The following is a 17086-nucleotide window of genomic DNA, read 5'->3' on the forward strand; positions in this document are numbered from 1 at the left end:
TCGCGTCGTTACCCTTGACGCGTGCAGACCCCGACCGTCCTCGTCGTGGACTACGGCGCCCAGTACGCGCAGCTCATCGCCCGGCGGGTGCGGGAGGCCGACGTGTACTCCGAGATCGTCCCGGCGTCCACGCCCGTCTCCGAGATCGTCGCCCGCGGGCCCGCCGCCGTGATCCTCTCCGGCGGCCCGGCGAGCGTCTACGCCGAGGGCGCCCCGGCGCTCGATCCGGCGCTGTTCGACACCGGCATCCCGGTCTTCGGCATGTGCTACGGCTTCCAGGCGATGGCCCGCGCGCTCGGCGGCGAGGTCGCGCACGACGGCACCCGCGAGTACGGCCGCACCGAGGTCACGCTGTCCGGGTCGCCGGGCGTGCTGCACGACGGCCTGCCCGCCCGGCACCCGGTCTGGATGAGCCACGGCGACTCGGTGACCGCCGCGCCCGAGGGCTTCACCGTGACCGCGTCGTCGGACCGGGTCGCGGTCGCCGCCTTCGAGGACACCGGCCGCCGGCTGGCCGGCGTGCAGTACCACCCGGAGGTCGGCCACTCGCCGCACGGCCAGGAGGTGCTGCGCCGCTTCCTGCACGAGGTCGCCGGCATCACCCCGGGCTGGACCACGGCGTCGATCATCGACGAGACCGTCGAGGCGGTCCGGGTCCAGGTCGGCGACGGCCGGGCGATCTGCGGGCTGTCCGGCGGGGTCGACTCCGCGGTCGCCGCCGCGATCGTCCAGCGGGCCATCGGCGACCGGCTGACCTGCGTGTTCGTCGACCACGGGCTGCTGCGCGCCGGCGAGCGCGAGCAGGTCGAGTCGGACTTCGTCGCCGCCACCGGGGCGAAGCTGCACACTGTCGACGCGGCCGACCGTTTCCTCGCCGCGCTCGCCGGGGTCACCGACCCGGAGGAGAAGCGCAAGATCATCGGCCGGGAGTTCATCCGGGTCTTCGAGGCCGCCACCGCCGAGGTGCTGGCCGAGGAGAAGGTCGACTTCCTGGTGCAGGGCACGCTCTACCCGGACGTCGTCGAGTCGGGCGGGGTGGACGGCTCGGGCAACAACACCGCGACGATCAAGAGCCACCACAACGTCGGCGGGCTCCCCGACGACATCGAGTTCGCCCTGATCGAGCCGCTGCGCGCGCTGTTCAAGGACGAGGTCCGCAAGGTCGGCGCCGAGCTCGGGCTGCCCGAGGTGATCGTCGCCCGGCAGCCGTTCCCCGGCCCCGGCCTGGGCATCCGGATCATCGGCGAGGTCACCCACGACCGGCTGGAGACGCTGCGCGCCGCCGACGCGATCGCCCGCGACGAACTCACCGCGGCCGGCCTGGACCGGGAGATCTGGCAGTGCCCGGTGGTGCTGCTGGCCGACGTCCGCAGCGTCGGCGTGCAGGGCGACGGCCGCACCTACGGGCACCCGATCGTGCTCCGCCCGGTCAGCTCCGAGGACGCGATGACCGCCGACTGGACCCGGCTGCCCTACGAGGTGCTGGAGCGGATCTCCACCCGGATCACCAACGAGGTGTCCGAGGTGAACCGGGTGGTGCTCGACGTGACGAGCAAGCCCCCGGGCACCATCGAGTGGGAGTGAGCCCCGGGCCCACGTGATGCGGGGCGGAGCCGGTCAGTCCGGCCCCGCCCCGGCCCACCCGGGTCGAGCGGCGCTCGACCCCCGTCGGAGCCGCGACCTCGCGGGTGGAACGGACGTCGGCGAGGCTCCCCAGCCCGCCGGCACCCGTCGTCTCTCCCTTAGTCGTCCGTGGCCGCCCGGGAGTTACGCACACTCGCCACCAGGAATGCGATCCCGGCCACGACCGCGGTCCCGGCCAGCAGCCAGCGGATGTCGACGACCTCCCACGGGCCCGTCCCGGTGATCCCGGCCGCCGCGACCAGCAGCGACAGCAGGCCCGCGACCAGCCCGACCGGATCCGGCCGGGTTCGCGCACGGCCGTCCCGGCCGGTACCGCCCTGCTCAGCCACGCTGCACCTCCACCGCTCCCATCTCGGCCCGCAGGTCGAGCTCCAGTACCCGTCCGCCGGGACCGTCCGGCCCGGGATCGGTGACGTCGAGCCGGGCGTCCTGCCCGGCCCGGGACTGGCCGTCGACGGTCACGTCGCCCCATCCGGCCGAGCTGCGCACGACGAGATCGGCGTCCTGCGGAACGCGGACGATCACCGCCCCGGCACCCACCTCGGCCCGGGTGGACACCGGGCCCTCGGCGCCGGGGGCCGCGGTGAGGTCGAGCCGGGTCAGGTCCAGTTCGATGCTGCCGGTGCCGCGCCGGTACTCCGGCGCGAGCTGGGCCACCGTCGCCGGGGCGTCCATCATCGGGCCCATCCCGCCGCGGACCGCCCACCCGTCCGGGCCCAGCGCACCGTTCAGCAACGTCGCCAGCCAGGTCACGATCGCGAGCAGCACCGCGAACGGGATCAGCCAGCGCCCGGCCCGCCGGAACGCACCCACCAGCAACCCGAACCCGACGACGGCGAGTGCCGCACCGGGGACCGCGGAGGCGGGCAGCGCGCCGGGTGCGGCCAGCACCACGACGCCGACCATGCCCGCGGTGACCAGCGCGACGGCGAGGGTCACCGGGGTCACCCTGGAGCGCGGCCGGGGTGGCGGCGCCGGTTCGGGGCCCGGCTCGGGGAGGTCCCAGGCGAACGGTGCGACGCCGAGCGGGTCCCACGCCGGCGGTGCGCGCTCCGGCTCCGGCGGCGCGACCGGCGGTGTACCCGGCCGGCCCGGATCCCGGGCCGGGATCGCGGCGGTCGTCCCGTCCGGTGCGGCCCAGGGCACCGGCGGCGTCGGGGTGAGCGCGGCGGTCCGGCCGCCCGGGCGCCCCCCGCGGGTCACGTGCACCGCGACCAGCAGGCCCAGCGTGACGATCGTCGCGATCAGCCGGTCCACCGGCATCACCAGCGGGATCGCCAGCAGCGCCGCGATCGTCAGCAGCACCGCGGCGAGCGCGGAGGTCGATCCGCCGCGCTGCGGTGGCGGGCCCCCCGGCCGCCCCGCATCCGGCAGCACCGCGCACCCGGCGAGGTACAGCGGCAGTCCCGGGCCGGCGATCGCCGCGACGACGAAGCCGACCCGCACCAGCGTCGGATCCAGCTCGTAGCGCCGGGCCAGCGCCGCGGCGACGCCGGCCAGCTTCCGGTCGTCGCGCGGCCGCAGTGGCCGTGACTCCCACATGTCGCGCAGGGTGTCCGTCGCCTGCACCCCCGTCCCCGGGGCCCCCGATCCGCTCATGCAGGTCACTCTGCCCGCCCCGGAGCCCCGGGGTCTCCGGGACAACCCCGAGGCGACCCCGGAACCGGACCGGAAGGCCCGGGGCGCGGCGCGTGTGACGATGGAGGGGTGAACAGCCCGAACCCGCGAACCGGGAGCCCGCCCGCGACCGTCGTGCGCGAACCGGACGTGGTGCCCGGGGAGCAGCCGGGAACGTCCCCGGAGCCGGCCGGGACCCAGGCTGCGCCGCCGGACCGGGCCGCGCCGCCGGACCAGGCTGCGCCGCCGGACCAGGCTGCGCCGCCGGACCAGGCGGACCCGGGCGCGGCGACGACCGTGCCGGGCCCGGCCACCCGGCCCGCGGCCCCGCTCACCCGGCGGCGCACCGGGCGGCTGCTCGGCGGCGTCGCGGGCGGTCTCGCCGACCACGTGGGGGTGGACGTGCGGTGGGTCCGGGCGGCGTTCGTCGTCCTGACCTTCCTGGGCTGGGCCGGGGTGCTGGCCTACGGCCTGCTGTGGGTGTTCGTCCGGCAGGAGGACGATCCGGTCGAGCGCACGGTGACCCGCTCCGAGCGGCTGCAGGCGGCCGGGCTGCTCACCCTGGGTCTCGGGCTGTCCCTGGTCGCGGCGACCTCCGGGGCGTCGGTGCTCGGCTGGATCGCCGGGCCGCTGGGGCTCGCGACGGTGGGTGCCGCCGTCGTCTGGCGGGAGGCAGACGAGGCGCAGCGCAGGCGGTGGGCGCGCGACGCCCGCAGCCGGGTCGTCGGCGGGCGGGCGGCGCTGCTGCGCACGCTGCTCGGCGCGGCCCTGGTGCTGACCGGGCTGGCGGTGTTCCTGGTCGGCAACCTCGATCTCGGCCAGGTCAGGTTCGGGATCCTGGCCGCGCTCGCCACGCTGCTCGGCGTCGCGGTGCTGACCGTGCCGTGGTGGGTACGGCTGGTCCGGGACCTCGGGGAGGAGCGGCAGGCCCGCGCCGTGGAGGCGGAACGGGTGGAGATCGCGGCGCACCTGCACGACTCGGTGCTGCAGACGCTCGCCCTGATCCAGCGGCAGGCCGGCGACGCCCGCGAGGTGCAGCGGCTGGCCCGCGGGCAGGAACGGGAGCTGCGGGCGTGGCTGTACGGGCCGGGCGGCCGGGCGCGGGGCGGTGACGGCAGCGCCGCGGCGACCGAGACGACGCTGTCCGCGGCGATCACCCGGGTCGCCGGCGAGGTCGAGGACACCTACGCGGTCACGGTCGGCCCGGTCCTGGTCGGTGACGCCGAGCTGGACGGCGACCTGCGGGCGCTGGTGCTCGCGGCCCGCGAGGCGATGGTGAACGCGGCGAAGCACTCCGGATGTTCGGAGGTGGACGTCTACGTGGAGGTCGAACCCGGCGAGGACGGCGCCGCAGGCGCCGCCGAGGTGTTCGTCCGGGACCGCGGGCGCGGCTTCGACCCGGACGCGGTGGACGGCGACCGGCACGGCCTCGCCGACTCGGTGCACGAACGGATGCGCCGGCACGGCGGTACGGTCCGGATCCGGACCGGCGCGGGCTCGGGTACGGAGGTGCGGCTGTCGATGCCGCTGGGGGAGAAGGAGACGGTATGAGCGACGACGGCGATCCGATCCGGGTCTACCTGGTCGACGACCACGCGCTGTTCCGGTCCGGGGTGCGCGCCGAGCTCGACCGCGGTGACGGCGGCACGCCGGTGGTCGAGGTGATCGGCGAGGCCGGATCGGTGGACGAGGCGGTGGCCGGCGTCGGGCACCTTGCCCCGGACGTGGTGCTGCTCGACGTGCACCTGCCCGGCGGGGGCGGCGCGGAGATCCTGCGCCGGACCCGGGCGGCGGGCACCGAGTCGGTGTTCCTCGCGCTGTCGGTGTCCGACGCGGCCGAGGACGTGATCAGCGTGATCCGGGCCGGCGCCCGCGGCTACGTCACCAAGACGATCTCCGGCCGGGACCTGTCGGACGCGGTGCGCCGGGTCCGGGCCGGCGACGCGGTCTTCTCGCCGCGGCTCGCCGGGTTCGTGCTGGACGCCTTCTCCGACCGCCCGGGCGCCGCCCCGCCGGTCGATCCGGAGGTCGACCAGCTCACCAAGCGCGAGCGGGACGTACTGCGCCTGCTGGCCAGGGGCTACGCCTACAAGGAGATCGCCGGGGAGCTGTTCATCTCGGTGAAGACGGTCGAGACGCACGTGTCGAGCGTGCTGCGCAAGACCCAGACGTCGAACCGGCACGAGCTGTCGCGCTGGGCGACCGACCGCAGGCTGGTCTGATCCGGACGCCGTGACACCGACGGCCCCGGACCAGCTGGTCCGGGGCCGTTCGGGGTACGGGTCGTGCTCAGCCGCCGAGCAGCGAGCCGACGCCCTTCGTCACGCCGCCGAGCGCGCCGCCGACCGGCTCGGTGGCACCGGACAGCACGCCGCCGACCGGCTCGGTCACCGCGCCCAGGGTCTGGCCGACCGGCTTCGTGACGGCCTGCAGCGGCTGGGTGGCCCCGCTGCCCCCGTCGTCGGAGGACCCACCGTCGGAGGACCCGCCGTCGCCGGAGTCCCGCTTCGCGGAGGTGTCCAGCAGGCCGGTCACCGGGGCGGCGGCCTTCAGCACCGGACCGGTGAGCGGCTCGGTCGCGCTCAGCACCGGCTCGGTGACCGGGGAGAGCGCCCCCAGGACGGGGGTGGTGACCGGCTCCAGGGTGTCGGTGAGCGGCTTCGTCAGCGGCTGCACCGCCTCGGTCACCGGGGTGACGGCCGAGGTGACCGGGCTGAGGGTGCCGCCGAGGGTCTCGCCGACCGGTGCCGCGGCCCGGGCGACCGGCGCGACCACGCCGCCGACCGTGGACCCGACCGGGCGGGCGGCCTCGGTGATGTCCTGCAGCGGGCCGGTGCTGGTGCCGCCCTGCGCCGGGCCGGGCGCGGTGACCGGCTCGATCAGGTTCGCCGCGGGCGGGCGGGACGGGTTGTTGAGCGCCGCGACCAGCGGGACCCCGCCGATCGGCGAGCCGGTGGCGGTGGAACCGGTCCCGGTGCCCGGGGTGCCCGGGGTGCCCGGGGTGCCCGGCGCGGACGGGGCGGGCGAGAGGATCCCGGGCAGCAGCCCGCCACCCTGACCGCCCTGCTCCGGGGCGCGCTGCACCGGCACTGCGGCGGCGGCGCTCGGGCCGGAGCCGGTGGAGACCTGGCGCACCGTGGCCGCGGCGGTGGACCCGGCCGCCTGCTGCGGGAACGCGACCTCCATCCAGTTGGTCGCGCCGGGCGCGGTCGCCGGGAGGGTCTCCAGCGTCGACTGCAGTGCCACGTTCGCGGTCAGGTACTGGCCGGGCAGACCGTCGGTCTGGGCGCTCGCCGGCAGCCCGACGCCGGGGAACAGCCCGTCCGCGGCGGCCTGGGCGTCCGACGGGTGCGACGCGGCGCCGTTGTAGATGGCGGCGCCGAGCACCGAACCTGCGGCGACCAGGGCACCGGCGACGGCACCCGCCCGCCGGCGGCCGGCCGCGGGCCGGTTGGCCCACTCCTGGGCCGCGACGGCCGCGGGGCGCGGCTGCGGCAGGTCGATGTCGGGCCAGCCGCCGGGAGCACCGGCGGCGGGGACGTCGGCGGCCGCGGCGGGGACCGGCGCGCGGCCCTCCCGGCGCAGCAGGTCGCCCACGGACAGCACGGGGCCGGTCAGCGGACCGGTCTCGTGCCGGGACTCGCGCGCGCCTGCCGTGTGCCTGGCCAGCAGTTCGGCGACGCTCACTACCTCACGGGGCCCGGAGGCGCCGCCCTGGGCGCCGGGGAGCGGGGCACCGGCGGGGGTGTCGGTCACGGCCGCACGTCCTCCTTCGGGTCATTTCGACCAGGGAAGATGTACCGGATGAGCCGCCCCGTCCCAAGTGGTGACCCTCCGCTCGTCGCAGGTACCCCTTTAGGGTGATTCCCGTTCATCGGGCGTATCCAACCGCTCGTCCTGCTCGTTGGCGTCGCAGGCAACCTGTGTGTGACGCACCGGGGTCGGAAGTCCCAGGTCGGTCACCCGTCGCCTTCGGAATCGGTCACGCAGCGGGCACACCGGGCGAATCGGCGAACGGTTGTGATCTGATCCGCCGACACGCCGTGTGCCGCACGCCCCGGCGGGACGGGTGCCGGTTCAGCGCCCGCCGAGCCGGCCGCGGCCGAGGCGCAGCAGCATCATCGCCAGCTCCCGGCCCTCGGCCCCGAGCGCGTCGAACCGGTCCAGCACGGCCATCTCGCGGCTGTAGACGATCCGCGGGCCGCCGGCCGCCATCCGGGCGGCGCCGATCCGCTTCGAGACCTCGGTGCGCCGCAGGATCGCGTCCAGGATCTCGGCGTCCAGCCGGTCGATCTCGGTGCGCAGCGCGTCGATCTCGTCGTCCGCGGCGGTGGGGACGGAGTCGGTGCGGGTGCCGTGCGGGCGGGGGTCGGTGGCGGGCATGGGCTCCTCGTCTCGGTCGGTCGGGTGCTCGGGCCCGGGGACCGGGGACGCGCGAACGCCCCGGGTCCGCGGACTCCGGGGCGTGCTGGTGGCTCTGCGCTCAGACGGTGGGCGCGGTGGGCGCAGCGGGTACCCGGGTCCGGGACCCGTGGCGAAATCGCCCGCCGACGTACACGTTGCGCACGCGCGGAAGTCTAGACCACCCGGCGCGATGACGGCCGCGGGTTCGGGAGTGTCGGACCCCCGGCGTACCGTGTTCGACACGATGAGTGCGCTGTTCGAACTCCCCGGAACCAGCCAGGGCGGGTCCGCCGCCGAGCCGAAGACCTCGCGCGGCCGCCAGCTGCTGGAGGGTCTCAACGACCGGCAGCGAGAGGCGGTCACGCACGCGGGATCGCCGTTGCTCATCGTGGCCGGTGCCGGCTCCGGCAAGACCCGGGTGCTCACCCACCGGATCGGCTGGCTGCTCGCCGAGCGCGGCGTGCACCCCGGCGAGATCATGTCGATCACCTTCACGAACAAGGCAGCGGCCGAGATGAAGGAGCGGGTCGACGCGCTGGTCGGCCGCCGGTCCGGCCCGATGTGGGTGTCGACGTTCCACTCGATGTGCGTGCGGATCCTGCGCCGGGAGGCCAAGCACCTGGGGGTGCGCAGCGCCTTCTCGGTGTACGACGCGGACGACACCCGCCGGCTGGTCGGCATCGTCGGCCGGGACCTGGAGCTGGACCCGAAGAAGTACGCCCCGCGGGCGCTGGCCGCGCAGATCTCGAACCTGAAGAACGAGCTGCTCTCGCCGGACGACGCGGCCGAGCGCGCGGCGAACGACCACGAGCGGCGGGTGGCCGAGGTGTACGGCGTCTACCAGGCGCGGCTCCGCCAGGCGAACGCGTTCGACTTCGACGACCTGATCATGGAGACGGTCTCGCTGCTGGACCGGATGCCCGCCGTCGCCGAGTACTACCGGCGCCGGTTCCGGCACGTGCTGGTCGACGAGTACCAGGACACCAACCACGCGCAGTACGAGCTGGTCCGCCAGCTGGTGCTGCCCGCGACGGCACAGGCTGCCCCGGCCGAGCTGTGCGTGGTCGGCGACTCGGACCAGTCGATCTACGCCTTCCGCGGCGCGAACATCCGCAACATCGTCGAGTTCGAGCAGGACTTCCCGGACGCGCGGACCATCCTGCTCGAGCAGAACTACCGCTCCACCCAGACCATTCTCACCGCGGCCAACCGGGTCATCGCGCGGAACACCGAGCGCCGCGACAAGAGGCTGTGGTCGGACGCGGGCGACGGCGAGAAGCTGGTCGGCTACGTCGCCGACAACGAGCACGACGAGGCGTCGTTCGTCGCCCGGGAGATCGACCGGCTGGTCGACTCCGGCGAGTACCGCAACTCCGACATCGCCGTGTTCTACCGGACCAACAACCAGTCCCGGGTCTTCGAGGACGTCTTCCTCCGGGTCGGGCTGCCCTACCGGGTCGTCGGCGGCGTGCGCTTCTACGAGCGGCGCGAGATCCGGGACGCGCTGGCCTACCTGCGGGTGCTCTCCAACCCGGAGGACACGGTCAGCCTGCGCCGCATCCTGAACGTACCCAAGCGCGGCATCGGCGACCGGGCCGAGGCGGTCGTCGCCGAGTACGCCGAGCGGGAGCGCACGTCGTTCGCCCGCGCGCTGCGCACCGCGGCCGAGCAACCGGAGCGGCTGCCCGCGCTGGCCACCCGGTCGCAGCGCAACATCGCCGGGTTCGTCCGGATGCTCGACGAGCTGGGCGAGCTGGTCGAGCGCGGGGACGACACCGCCGAGATCCTGGAGGCCGTCTACGGGCGCACCGGGTACCTGGAGGAGCTGCAGGCCTCCGAAGACCCGCAGGACGGTACCCGGATGGACAACCTCGCCGAGCTGGTCACCGTAGCCCGCGAGTTCGCCGGGGACGCGGCGGTGGCCGACCTGGCGGCGCTGTCGACCGATCCGGACGACGGGGCCGCACCGGCCACCGACGGCCCGGGTGCCGACGACGACATCGCCGCCGGCGTCCCCGAGCCGGGTTCGCTGGCCGCGTTCCTGGAGCGGGTCGCGCTGGTCGCCGACGCCGACTCCATCCCGGACGACGACTCCGGCCTGGTCACCCTGATGACCCTGCACACGGCGAAGGGCCTGGAGTTCCCGGTGGTGTTCCTGACCGGCTGGGAGGACGGGATCTTCCCGCACCTGCGCACCCTCGGCGACCCGAAGGAGCTCGCCGAGGAGCGCCGGCTCGCCTACGTCGGCATCACCCGCGCCGAGCAGCGGCTCTACCTCTCCCGGGCGATCGTCCGGTCCGCGTTCGGGCAGCCGAGTACCAATCCCGCGTCCCGCTTCCTGGACGAGGTGCCGCCGGAGCTCGTCGACTGGCGGCGCACCGAGGAGCAGCTGGTGGCGGAGCGGCCGTCCGCCCCGGTCGGCCGGTTCGGCTTCGGCCGCCGCTCCGGCTCCGACCGCGGCGACTGGAAGGTCCCCGAGCGCAGCCTGAACAACAAGTCCCTGCAGCTCGACGTCGGCGACCGGGTCAACCACGACAAGTACGGCCTGGGCACGGTGGTCGCCTCCGACGGGTCCGGGCCGCGGGCCACGGTGACGATCGACTTCGGCAGCGGCGGCACCGTCCGGCTGATGCTGATCGGCGGCGTGCCGATGCAGAAGCTGTAGTCGGGCGGCTCAGTCATCGTCGTCCGGATCGGCGACGGCCTCGCTGCGGGTGAGGACCTCGGTGCTGCCGAACGCGCCGGACACCTCCACCCGGACGGGCTGCCCGCCGGTGGTCGCGCACGCGGTCTCGCAGTCCACCGAGCCGAACACCTTCCAGCCGCCCACGGTCACCCGCGCGTCGTCGGGCACGACGACCCGGACCGAGCCGAACAGCACCCCCAGCTCGACCCGGTCGCGGTCCTCGGCGACGCCGACCGTGCGGCTGCCGAACACGACCGTGCCGTCATCCCCGCCGAGCAGGTGCGAGCCGCCCCACAGGGCGGCCGCGACCAGCGCGATCGTGGTGAGCGTCCCGCCCGCCGTGCGCGCCCACTCCAGGCCGATCTCGCGGGCCCGTGAGGTGGCCGGGGCCGCGCCCGCCCGGGTGGCGGGCGCCCGGTCGTCGGGCGGCAGGTCGTCGGTCAGGCCGGCCAGCTCGGAGCGGTGCCGGGCGGCCCACGCCTTGGCCGACCGTTCCTCGTACTCCTCCAGCGTCAGCCGTCCCTCGCCGTGTGCGCGCTGCAGCCGGTCGTCGACCGCCCGCCGCTCGGCGTCCCCGATCCGGTAGTCGTCCCCCACCCGGACATCCTGTCGGGTCGCCTCCGGCGAGGGGAAGGCGGGGACCCGACCCGGCGGTTCCGGGGGTCCCGCCGCCCGGTCCGGGACCGTCGGGCGACCGGCTCAGGCGTCCCGGCTGCCGGTGGCGCCGCTGATGTCGAGGCCGCGCGCGGCGAGCCACGGCCGCGGGTCTGTCTTGGTGCCGTCCGCCTCCCACACCTCCAGGTGCAGGTGCGGGCCGGTGGACTGGCCGCGGTTGCCGACCTCGGCGATCTCCTCGCCGGCCCGGACCTGCTGACCGACCTCGACCAGCGAGCGGTTGATGTGCCCGTAGACCGTCGCGGTGCCGTCGTGGTGCCGGAGCACGACCCACATGCCGAACCCGCTGGCCGGCCCGGACTCTTCGACGACGCCGTCGGTGAGCGCGAAGATCGGCGTACCGATCGGGGCGGCCAGGTCGATCCCGTAGTGCTGCACGCCCCAGCGGGCACCGAAGCCGGAGGTGAACCGGCCCGAGGTCGGCATCACGAACGGCTCGCCGTCGTAGACGACGGCCTTCGGGGCACCCTGCGACATCGCGGTGGACAGGGCGCGCTCGACCTTGGCGGCCTGCTCACCGAGCCGGGCGGCCTTGGTCAGGTTCTCCACGTCGACCGCGGCCGTCCGCGCCAGATCGGGCACCGACGACGCGGTCGCCAGCTGCTCGCCACCGATCGCCGAGGTCATCGCGGGTGCGGTCGCCGCGGCCGGCTCGGCGGGCACCGGGAGCATCGCCGACGCGGCGATCCGCTCGTAGGACTCCTCCACCGACGGCGCACCCGCCAGTGCGGGGATGCCGAGGGTGCCCGCCACGGTCTGCCCGGCCGCGACCAGCGCACCGCCGGCTGCGGCGGCGACCGTCACACGGGTGCGCGAGATCGTCGGCGGTGGCGCCGGGAGCCGGTGACCGCCCGCGGTGACCGGCACACGGGGGAGTGTGCCGGGCCGGAGCTCCGGTCGGATGGCGCCGCTGGGGGAGCGGTGGCGCGCCAAGACCTGCCCTTCTGGGTGTTCATGGCGCCGCGGGCCGTTCGCCGGTGGTCGTCGGAGTGGGGGCTCCGTCGGGGATGGCGCCGTTCGGGGAGGGCGCCGACCACCGTGATCGGTCCGTGACGTGGACGACGCGACGGTAACCCGCGAGTCGCGGTGTGGCAACGGCGTGCCACCGGGTGGTTGCGGACGGTCGGAGATCATCGACGACCGGTCTGGCCGGTGCGGGGAGCCGTCGCCGGCGTCGTCAGGAGGCGGGGGCCCCGCGCTGGTCGGTGACCGCTTCGGCGGAACCCGGATCGCGCCGTCCGGCCGGGCGCAGCGAGCCGCGCAGCCGCCGGTCGCGGACCCGGTCGTGCTCGCGCCGCTCCTGCTCGCCGCGGGCCAGCGTGCTCGCCACCCAGTGCACCGTCCGCCGGTCGATCGGCAGCGACAGGTGACCGACGTCGTCGAGCCCCAGCTCCTGCACGTCGAGATCGGGATGGCGGAGCCGGGAGTTGCGCTGCGGAAGGATGATCTCGTCCATCCGCGACCAGACCACCAGGAACCGGGTCCGGCAGCCGGGTGCCGGCTCGGTCAGCTCGCGCAGCACGTCCGAGCCGGGCCGCAGCTGGCGGCACAGCGCGGTCGGCGCGAGCCGGGCCAGGTTGCTGCCCGAGTGCGGGCTGCCGAGGGTGGCCACGGTGTCGACGACCGCGTCGCCGCCCATCCGCTGCACGTAGTAGCGGGCGATCACCCCGCCCAGCGAGTGCCCGACGATGTGCACCTTCTCCGAGCCGGTCACCTCGCGCAGCCGCTCGACGTGGCCGTGCAGCTCGTGCGCGGCACTGCGCAGGTCCCCGGTGAGCAGGCTGTAGTTGATGGCGTTCACCACACCGAACCCGCGGCGGCGGAGCTCGTGGGCGAAGACGGTGAACACCGAACGGTTGTCCATGATGCCGTGGATCAGCAGGATCGGGGTGCCCGCCGCGGCCGGGTCGGCGACCACCAGGCTGCGCTTGACCGGGGGAAGCGAGTCGGTGCGGTAGTGGCCGTGCGGGCGGACCGTCTCCTCCGCCAGGCCGACCGGGTAGAGCGCCACGTGCGCGGTGAGCCAGGCCCACTCCACGGCCAGGCCACGCAGGCCGGCAGGCGAGGTGAAGGTGCGCAGCGCGTACCCGGCAGCCTGCCCGAGGTCGAGGGCCAGGGACGGGACCCCGGCGGCCGCCGCGCGCAGGCGCCGCCATCCGGGTAGCGCCGTCGCCATGATCGAACGATAGGTCAGAAACGTCACCGCAACCAGACGGCAAAACGGTCAGGCCTGACCGGGGTTGGTCGCCCGCGGTCATCGGTGACTGCTCTTGCGGGGTGACAGCAGTCACCAGGACCAGGTCAGGACGGGTGCGGCCGGTCTGGTTAGGCTCCCCGACGCAGCACGACCGACGTCCGCGACCGCTGCCGCCTCCCCTGTGCGGGGCGCCCCGGGAGCAGCCGGGCCGCGCCGGTCGCGACGAGAGCGAAGTGGAGCGGGAGAGCCGAGTGGACCTGTACGAGTACCAGGCGAAAGATCTCTTCGCCGCGCACGGAGTCCCGGTGCTGCCGGGCAGGACCGTGGACAACGCCGCCGACGCGGCGACCGCGGCGGCCGAGCTGGGCACCGCCGTCGTGGTGAAGGCTCAGGTCAAGACCGGCGGCCGGGGCAAGGCCGGTGGCGTCAAGCTGGCCGAGAACGCGGACGAGGCCAAGGAGAAGGCCGAGGCCATCCTCGGGCTGGACATCAAGGGCCACACCGTTCACCAGGTGCTGGTGACCGAGGCCAGCGACATCGCCGAGGAGTACTACTTCTCGTTCCTGCTGGACCGCTCCAACCGCACCTTCCTGGCCATGTGCTCGGCCGAGGGCGGCATGGAGATCGAGCAGCTGGCCGTCGAGCGGCCGGACGCGCTGGCCCGGATCGCGATCGACCCGATTGCCGGTGTCGACAAGGCCAAGGCCGACGAGATCGTCGCCGCGGGCAAGATCCCGGCGGCGGTGGCCGACGAGGCCGCGACCGTGATCGTCAAGCTGTGGGAGACCTTCGTCTCCGAGGACGCCACGCTGGTCGAGGTCAACCCGCTGGTCCGCGACCCGCAGGACAAGGTGATCGCGCTCGACGGCAAGGTCACCCTGGACGAGAACGCCGGCTTCCGGCACCCGGCGCACGCCGAGCTGGTCGACGAGCGCACCGAGAACCCGCTCGAGGCGAAGGCGAAGGCGAAGGGCCTCAACTACGTCAAGCTCGACGGCGGCCAGGTCGGCATCATCGGCAACGGCGCGGGCCTGGTCATGAGCACTCTGGACGTCGTCGCCTACGCCGGTGAGACGCACGGTGGCGTGAAGCCCGCCAACTTCCTCGACATCGGCGGCGGCGCCTCGGCGCAGGTCATGGCCGACGGCCTGGACGTCATCCTGGGCGACGACGAGGTCAAGAGCGTCTTCGTCAACGTCTTCGGCGGCATCACCGCCTGCGACGCGGTCGCCAACGGCATCGTCGAGGCGCTGAAGATCCTCGGCGACGAGGCGACCAAGCCGCTGGTCGTCCGGCTGGACGGCAACAACGTCGACGAGGGACGTCAGATCCTCGCCGACGCGAACCACCCGCTCGTCACCGTGGTGGGCACGATGGACGACGCGGCCGCCAAGGCCGCCGAGCTCGCGAACGCTGGAGCCTGAGACATGTCGATCTTCCTCAACGAGAACAGCAAGGTCATCGTCCAGGGCATCACCGGCGGCGAGGGCACCAAGCACGCCACCAAGATGCTGGCCTCGGGCACGAACATCGTGGGCGGCGTGAACGCCCGCAAGGCCGGGACCACGCACACCGTGGGCGACAAGGACGTCCACGTGTTCGGCACGGTCGAGGAGGCGATCAAGGAGACCGGTGCCGACGTGTCGGTGCTGTTCGTCCCGCCGAAGTTCGCCAAGGACGCCGTGATCGAGGCGATCGACGCCGAGATCCCGCTCGCCGTCGTGATCACCGAGGGCATCCCGGTGCACGACTCGGCGTACTTCTGGGCGCACGCCGTCGCGAAGGGCAACCGGACCCGGATCATCGGCCCGAACTGCCCCGGCATCATCTCCCCCGGGAAGTCCAACGCGGGCATCATCCCGGCGAACATCGCCGGCCCCGGCAAGATCGGTCTGGTGTCGAAGTCCGGCACGCTGACCTACCAGATGATGTTCGAGCTGCGTGAGTTCGGCTTCTCCACCGCGATCGGCATCGGCGGCGACCCGGTCATCGGCACCACCCACATCGACGCCCTCGAGGCGTTCGAGGCGGACCCGGAGACCGAGGCCATCGTGATGATCGGCGAGATCGGCGGCGACGCCGAGGAGCGGGCCGCCGACTTCATCAAGGCGAACGTCACCAAGCCGGTCGCCGGGTACGTCGCGGGCTTCACCGCGCCGGAGGGCAAGACGATGGGCCACGCCGGCGCCATCGTGTCCGGCTCGGCCGGCACCGCGCAGGCGAAGAAGGAGGCCCTCGAGGCCGCGGGCGTGAAGGTCGGCAAGACGCCGTCCGAGACCGCCGCGCTGATGAAGGAGATCCTCTCCTCGAAGTAGCAGGTACTCGCCGACGCACGCGCGGGCCCGGGATCGTCTCCCGGGGCCCGCGCGTTCGCGTGGTGCCTCACCCGACCGGGTGGCCCGATCGGCTAGCGTGCGACCGAGCAGTCCTGTCGCCGACGCCGCGCCCGTCGCGGCCCGCTGGAGTAGCCGTCATGACGAGCCACCAGCCCGCCTCCCCGGGGGCCGCACCCCCTGCCCGACCCGCGGAGGCCGGTGATCCCGGCACCCTCCAGGGAGGTCCGGCGCGGCTCGCGGTGCTGGGCGGCGGGGCGCTGGCCCTGATCTCGCTGATCGCGGCGTTCTTCGACGCCGGCGCGGGCAGCCTGCTCCCGCTGACACTGGTCGTCGGTGGCGGGGTCGCAGGCACCCTGTCGCTGCTGCCCGGCACCGGCCGCACCCTGGTCGCCGGGGTGGCGCTCACCGGGACCGGGTTCCTGACGATGCTGTTCCTGTTCACCGCGAGCGGCAGCCCGGTGTCCGCCGGTGCGGCGGGCTGGATCTCGCTGGCGTTCGCCCTGCTCGCCGCGGCCGCGCTGCTCTACGGGCAGCTCCTGCTGTCCGGGGTGCTGTCGGCGCCCGCGCCGCGGCCGGCCCGGCCGTCGCACGTGGCCGAGCAGCCGTGGGCCACGCCGGGGCTGCCGCAGCCCGGCTACCCCGGTCAGCCCGGGCCCGGCCAGTTCCAGCGGCCCGGATACGGCCAGTACGGCGCCGTCCCCGGCCACTACGGCGTGGGGCAGCAGGCCGCGCCCGGTTACGCCCAGCACGCCCAGCCGCCCGGGCAGTACCCGGGCCCGTACGGCCAGCCCGGTTACGCCGGTCCGCAGCCGGGCGGTCACACGCCCGGGGCACATCCGTCGGGCGTGCCGTCCGGGGGTGCGTTCTCCGGGATCGCCTACGGCGAGCGGCCGGTCGCGGCGTCCGAGCCGGGTGGGTACGGGCAGGCGCCGGGCCAGCAGCACCCGGGCCAGCCGGGTACGGGGCAGCAGGTCGCCGGTCAGCAGGTCGCCGGTCAGCCGGCCGCGGGCCAACAGGTCGCTGGCCAGCAGGCCGCCGGTCAGCCGGGTGCGGGGCAGCCGGCGTCCGCCGGTGTTCCCGCTGGTCATGATGCTGCCGCCGGTCAGCAGGTGCCGGCCCAGCCAGCCGCGCCGTTGTCGTCCGGTCAGCCCGCGCCGGGGATCTCCCCGGCCTCCCAGCCCGGCTCGGCGCTCCCCGAGCAGGGGCAGGCGTCCTCGCCCGCCCACCCGGTCCCGGCGCAGTCCCCGTCGCCCCAGTCCGGGACACCCCGGTCGGTGTCCCAGCATTCCGCGGGGCAGTCGGAGTGGGCGCCGGGACCGTCCGGGACCGCCCAGCCGGGGCCGCCGGCCGATCCGCCACCCAGCACCCGCCCCTACGGCGGCGAGGACGTCCCCGGCGCCGAGCCCGGCACCGGTGCGGCGTCCTCCCCGGGCCACCGGCAGCCGGATCCCGCCGGGAACGCCCCGGACGACGAGGCGACCCGCGCACTGCGCACCGACGGCGGCTCGTCGGGCTGAGCCGGGGACG

General features: G+C 74.8%; 14 protein-coding genes. 7 read left to right on the forward strand and 7 right to left on the reverse strand.

Features of this window, described 5'->3' with window-relative positions:
- Positions 1-21: 21 nt before the first annotated feature.
- Positions 22-1584 (forward strand): glutamine-hydrolyzing GMP synthase, encoded by a 1563-nt coding sequence (guaA, locus tag ABZ881_RS15300; RefSeq protein WP_358485003.1) that lies wholly within the window; start codon positions 22-24, stop codon positions 1582-1584.
- 158 nt (positions 1585-1742) lie between these two features.
- On the opposite strand, the gene ABZ881_RS15305 is transcribed toward guaA, so the two are convergent.
- Complete coding sequence (locus ABZ881_RS15305; protein ID WP_344029023.1) at positions 1743-1973, reverse strand: hypothetical protein; 231 nt, start codon at positions 1971-1973, stop codon at positions 1743-1745.
- Positions 1966-3243, reverse strand: coding sequence for a PspC domain-containing protein (locus ABZ881_RS15310; RefSeq protein ID WP_358485006.1), 1278 nt, complete (start codon positions 3241-3243; stop codon positions 1966-1968). The genes ABZ881_RS15305 and ABZ881_RS15310 overlap by 8 nt, the downstream gene beginning before the upstream one ends.
- Before the next feature lie 315 nt (positions 3244-3558).
- Here ABZ881_RS15310 and ABZ881_RS15315 point away from each other — a divergent pair, with 315 nt between their 5' ends.
- Together ABZ881_RS15315 and ABZ881_RS15320 are read left to right on the forward strand one after the other, a co-directional pair.
- Entirely contained in the window at positions 3559-4812 is a 1254-nt protein-coding gene (locus ABZ881_RS15315) for a PspC domain-containing protein (RefSeq protein WP_358485075.1), read from the forward strand.
- Complete coding sequence (locus tag ABZ881_RS15320; protein WP_344029029.1) at positions 4809-5483, forward strand: response regulator transcription factor; 675 nt, start codon at positions 4809-4811, stop codon at positions 5481-5483. Before ABZ881_RS15315 ends, ABZ881_RS15320 begins: the two co-directional genes overlap by 4 nt.
- 67 nt (positions 5484-5550) lie before the next feature.
- Here the strand turns inward: ABZ881_RS15320 and ABZ881_RS15325 are convergent, their stop codons facing one another.
- Positions 5551-7017: a hypothetical protein gene (locus tag ABZ881_RS15325; protein WP_358485008.1), complete on the reverse strand. Its 1467-nt coding sequence runs from the start codon at positions 7015-7017 to the stop codon at positions 5551-5553.
- Positions 7018-7338: 321 nt separating this feature from the next.
- On the reverse strand, positions 7339-7644 hold the full coding sequence (locus tag ABZ881_RS15330; RefSeq protein ID WP_358485010.1) for a chorismate mutase: 306 nt from the start codon (positions 7642-7644) through the stop codon (positions 7339-7341).
- Positions 7645-7909: 265 nt separating this feature from the next.
- On the opposite strand from ABZ881_RS15330, the gene ABZ881_RS15335 reads away from it, so the two are divergent.
- Positions 7910-10330 (forward strand): UvrD-helicase domain-containing protein, encoded by a 2421-nt coding sequence (locus ABZ881_RS15335; RefSeq protein ID WP_358485011.1) that lies wholly within the window; start codon positions 7910-7912, stop codon positions 10328-10330.
- A gap of 9 nt (positions 10331-10339) precedes the next feature.
- Here ABZ881_RS15335 and ABZ881_RS15340 read toward each other — a convergent pair whose 3' ends face one another.
- The 3 genes from ABZ881_RS15340 to ABZ881_RS15350 form a co-directional block, all read right to left on the reverse strand.
- Entirely contained in the window at positions 10340-10948 is a 609-nt protein-coding gene (locus tag ABZ881_RS15340) for a DUF1707 domain-containing protein (RefSeq protein ID WP_358485013.1), read from the reverse strand.
- A 102-nt stretch (positions 10949-11050) separates the two neighbouring features.
- Positions 11051-11893, reverse strand: coding sequence for a M23 family metallopeptidase (locus ABZ881_RS15345; protein ID WP_358485014.1), 843 nt, complete (start codon positions 11891-11893; stop codon positions 11051-11053).
- 310 nt (positions 11894-12203) lie between these two features.
- Entirely contained in the window at positions 12204-13202 is a 999-nt protein-coding gene (locus ABZ881_RS15350) for an alpha/beta fold hydrolase (RefSeq protein WP_358485016.1), read from the reverse strand.
- Positions 13203-13456: 254 nt separating this feature from the next.
- Between ABZ881_RS15350 and sucC the strand changes: the two genes are divergently transcribed.
- The 3 genes from sucC (at position 13457) to ABZ881_RS15365 (ending at position 17076) form a co-directional block, all read left to right on the forward strand.
- On the forward strand, positions 13457-14647 hold the full coding sequence (sucC, locus tag ABZ881_RS15355; RefSeq protein ID WP_358485019.1) for an ADP-forming succinate--CoA ligase subunit beta: 1191 nt from the start codon (positions 13457-13459) through the stop codon (positions 14645-14647).
- Positions 14648-14650: 3 nt separating this feature from the next.
- Positions 14651-15538: a succinate--CoA ligase subunit alpha gene (gene sucD / locus ABZ881_RS15360; RefSeq protein WP_344029052.1), complete on the forward strand. Its 888-nt coding sequence runs from the start codon at positions 14651-14653 to the stop codon at positions 15536-15538.
- A gap of 158 nt (positions 15539-15696) precedes the next feature.
- Positions 15697-17076, forward strand: a complete 1380-nt coding sequence (locus ABZ881_RS15365; protein ID WP_358485021.1) for a DUF5336 domain-containing protein — start codon at positions 15697-15699, stop codon at positions 17074-17076.
- Positions 17077-17086 lie beyond the last annotated feature (10 nt).

This window comes from Pseudonocardia sp. NPDC046786 (assembly GCF_040645415.1).
GTDB lineage: Bacteria > Actinomycetota > Actinomycetes > Mycobacteriales > Pseudonocardiaceae > Pseudonocardia > Pseudonocardia kongjuensis.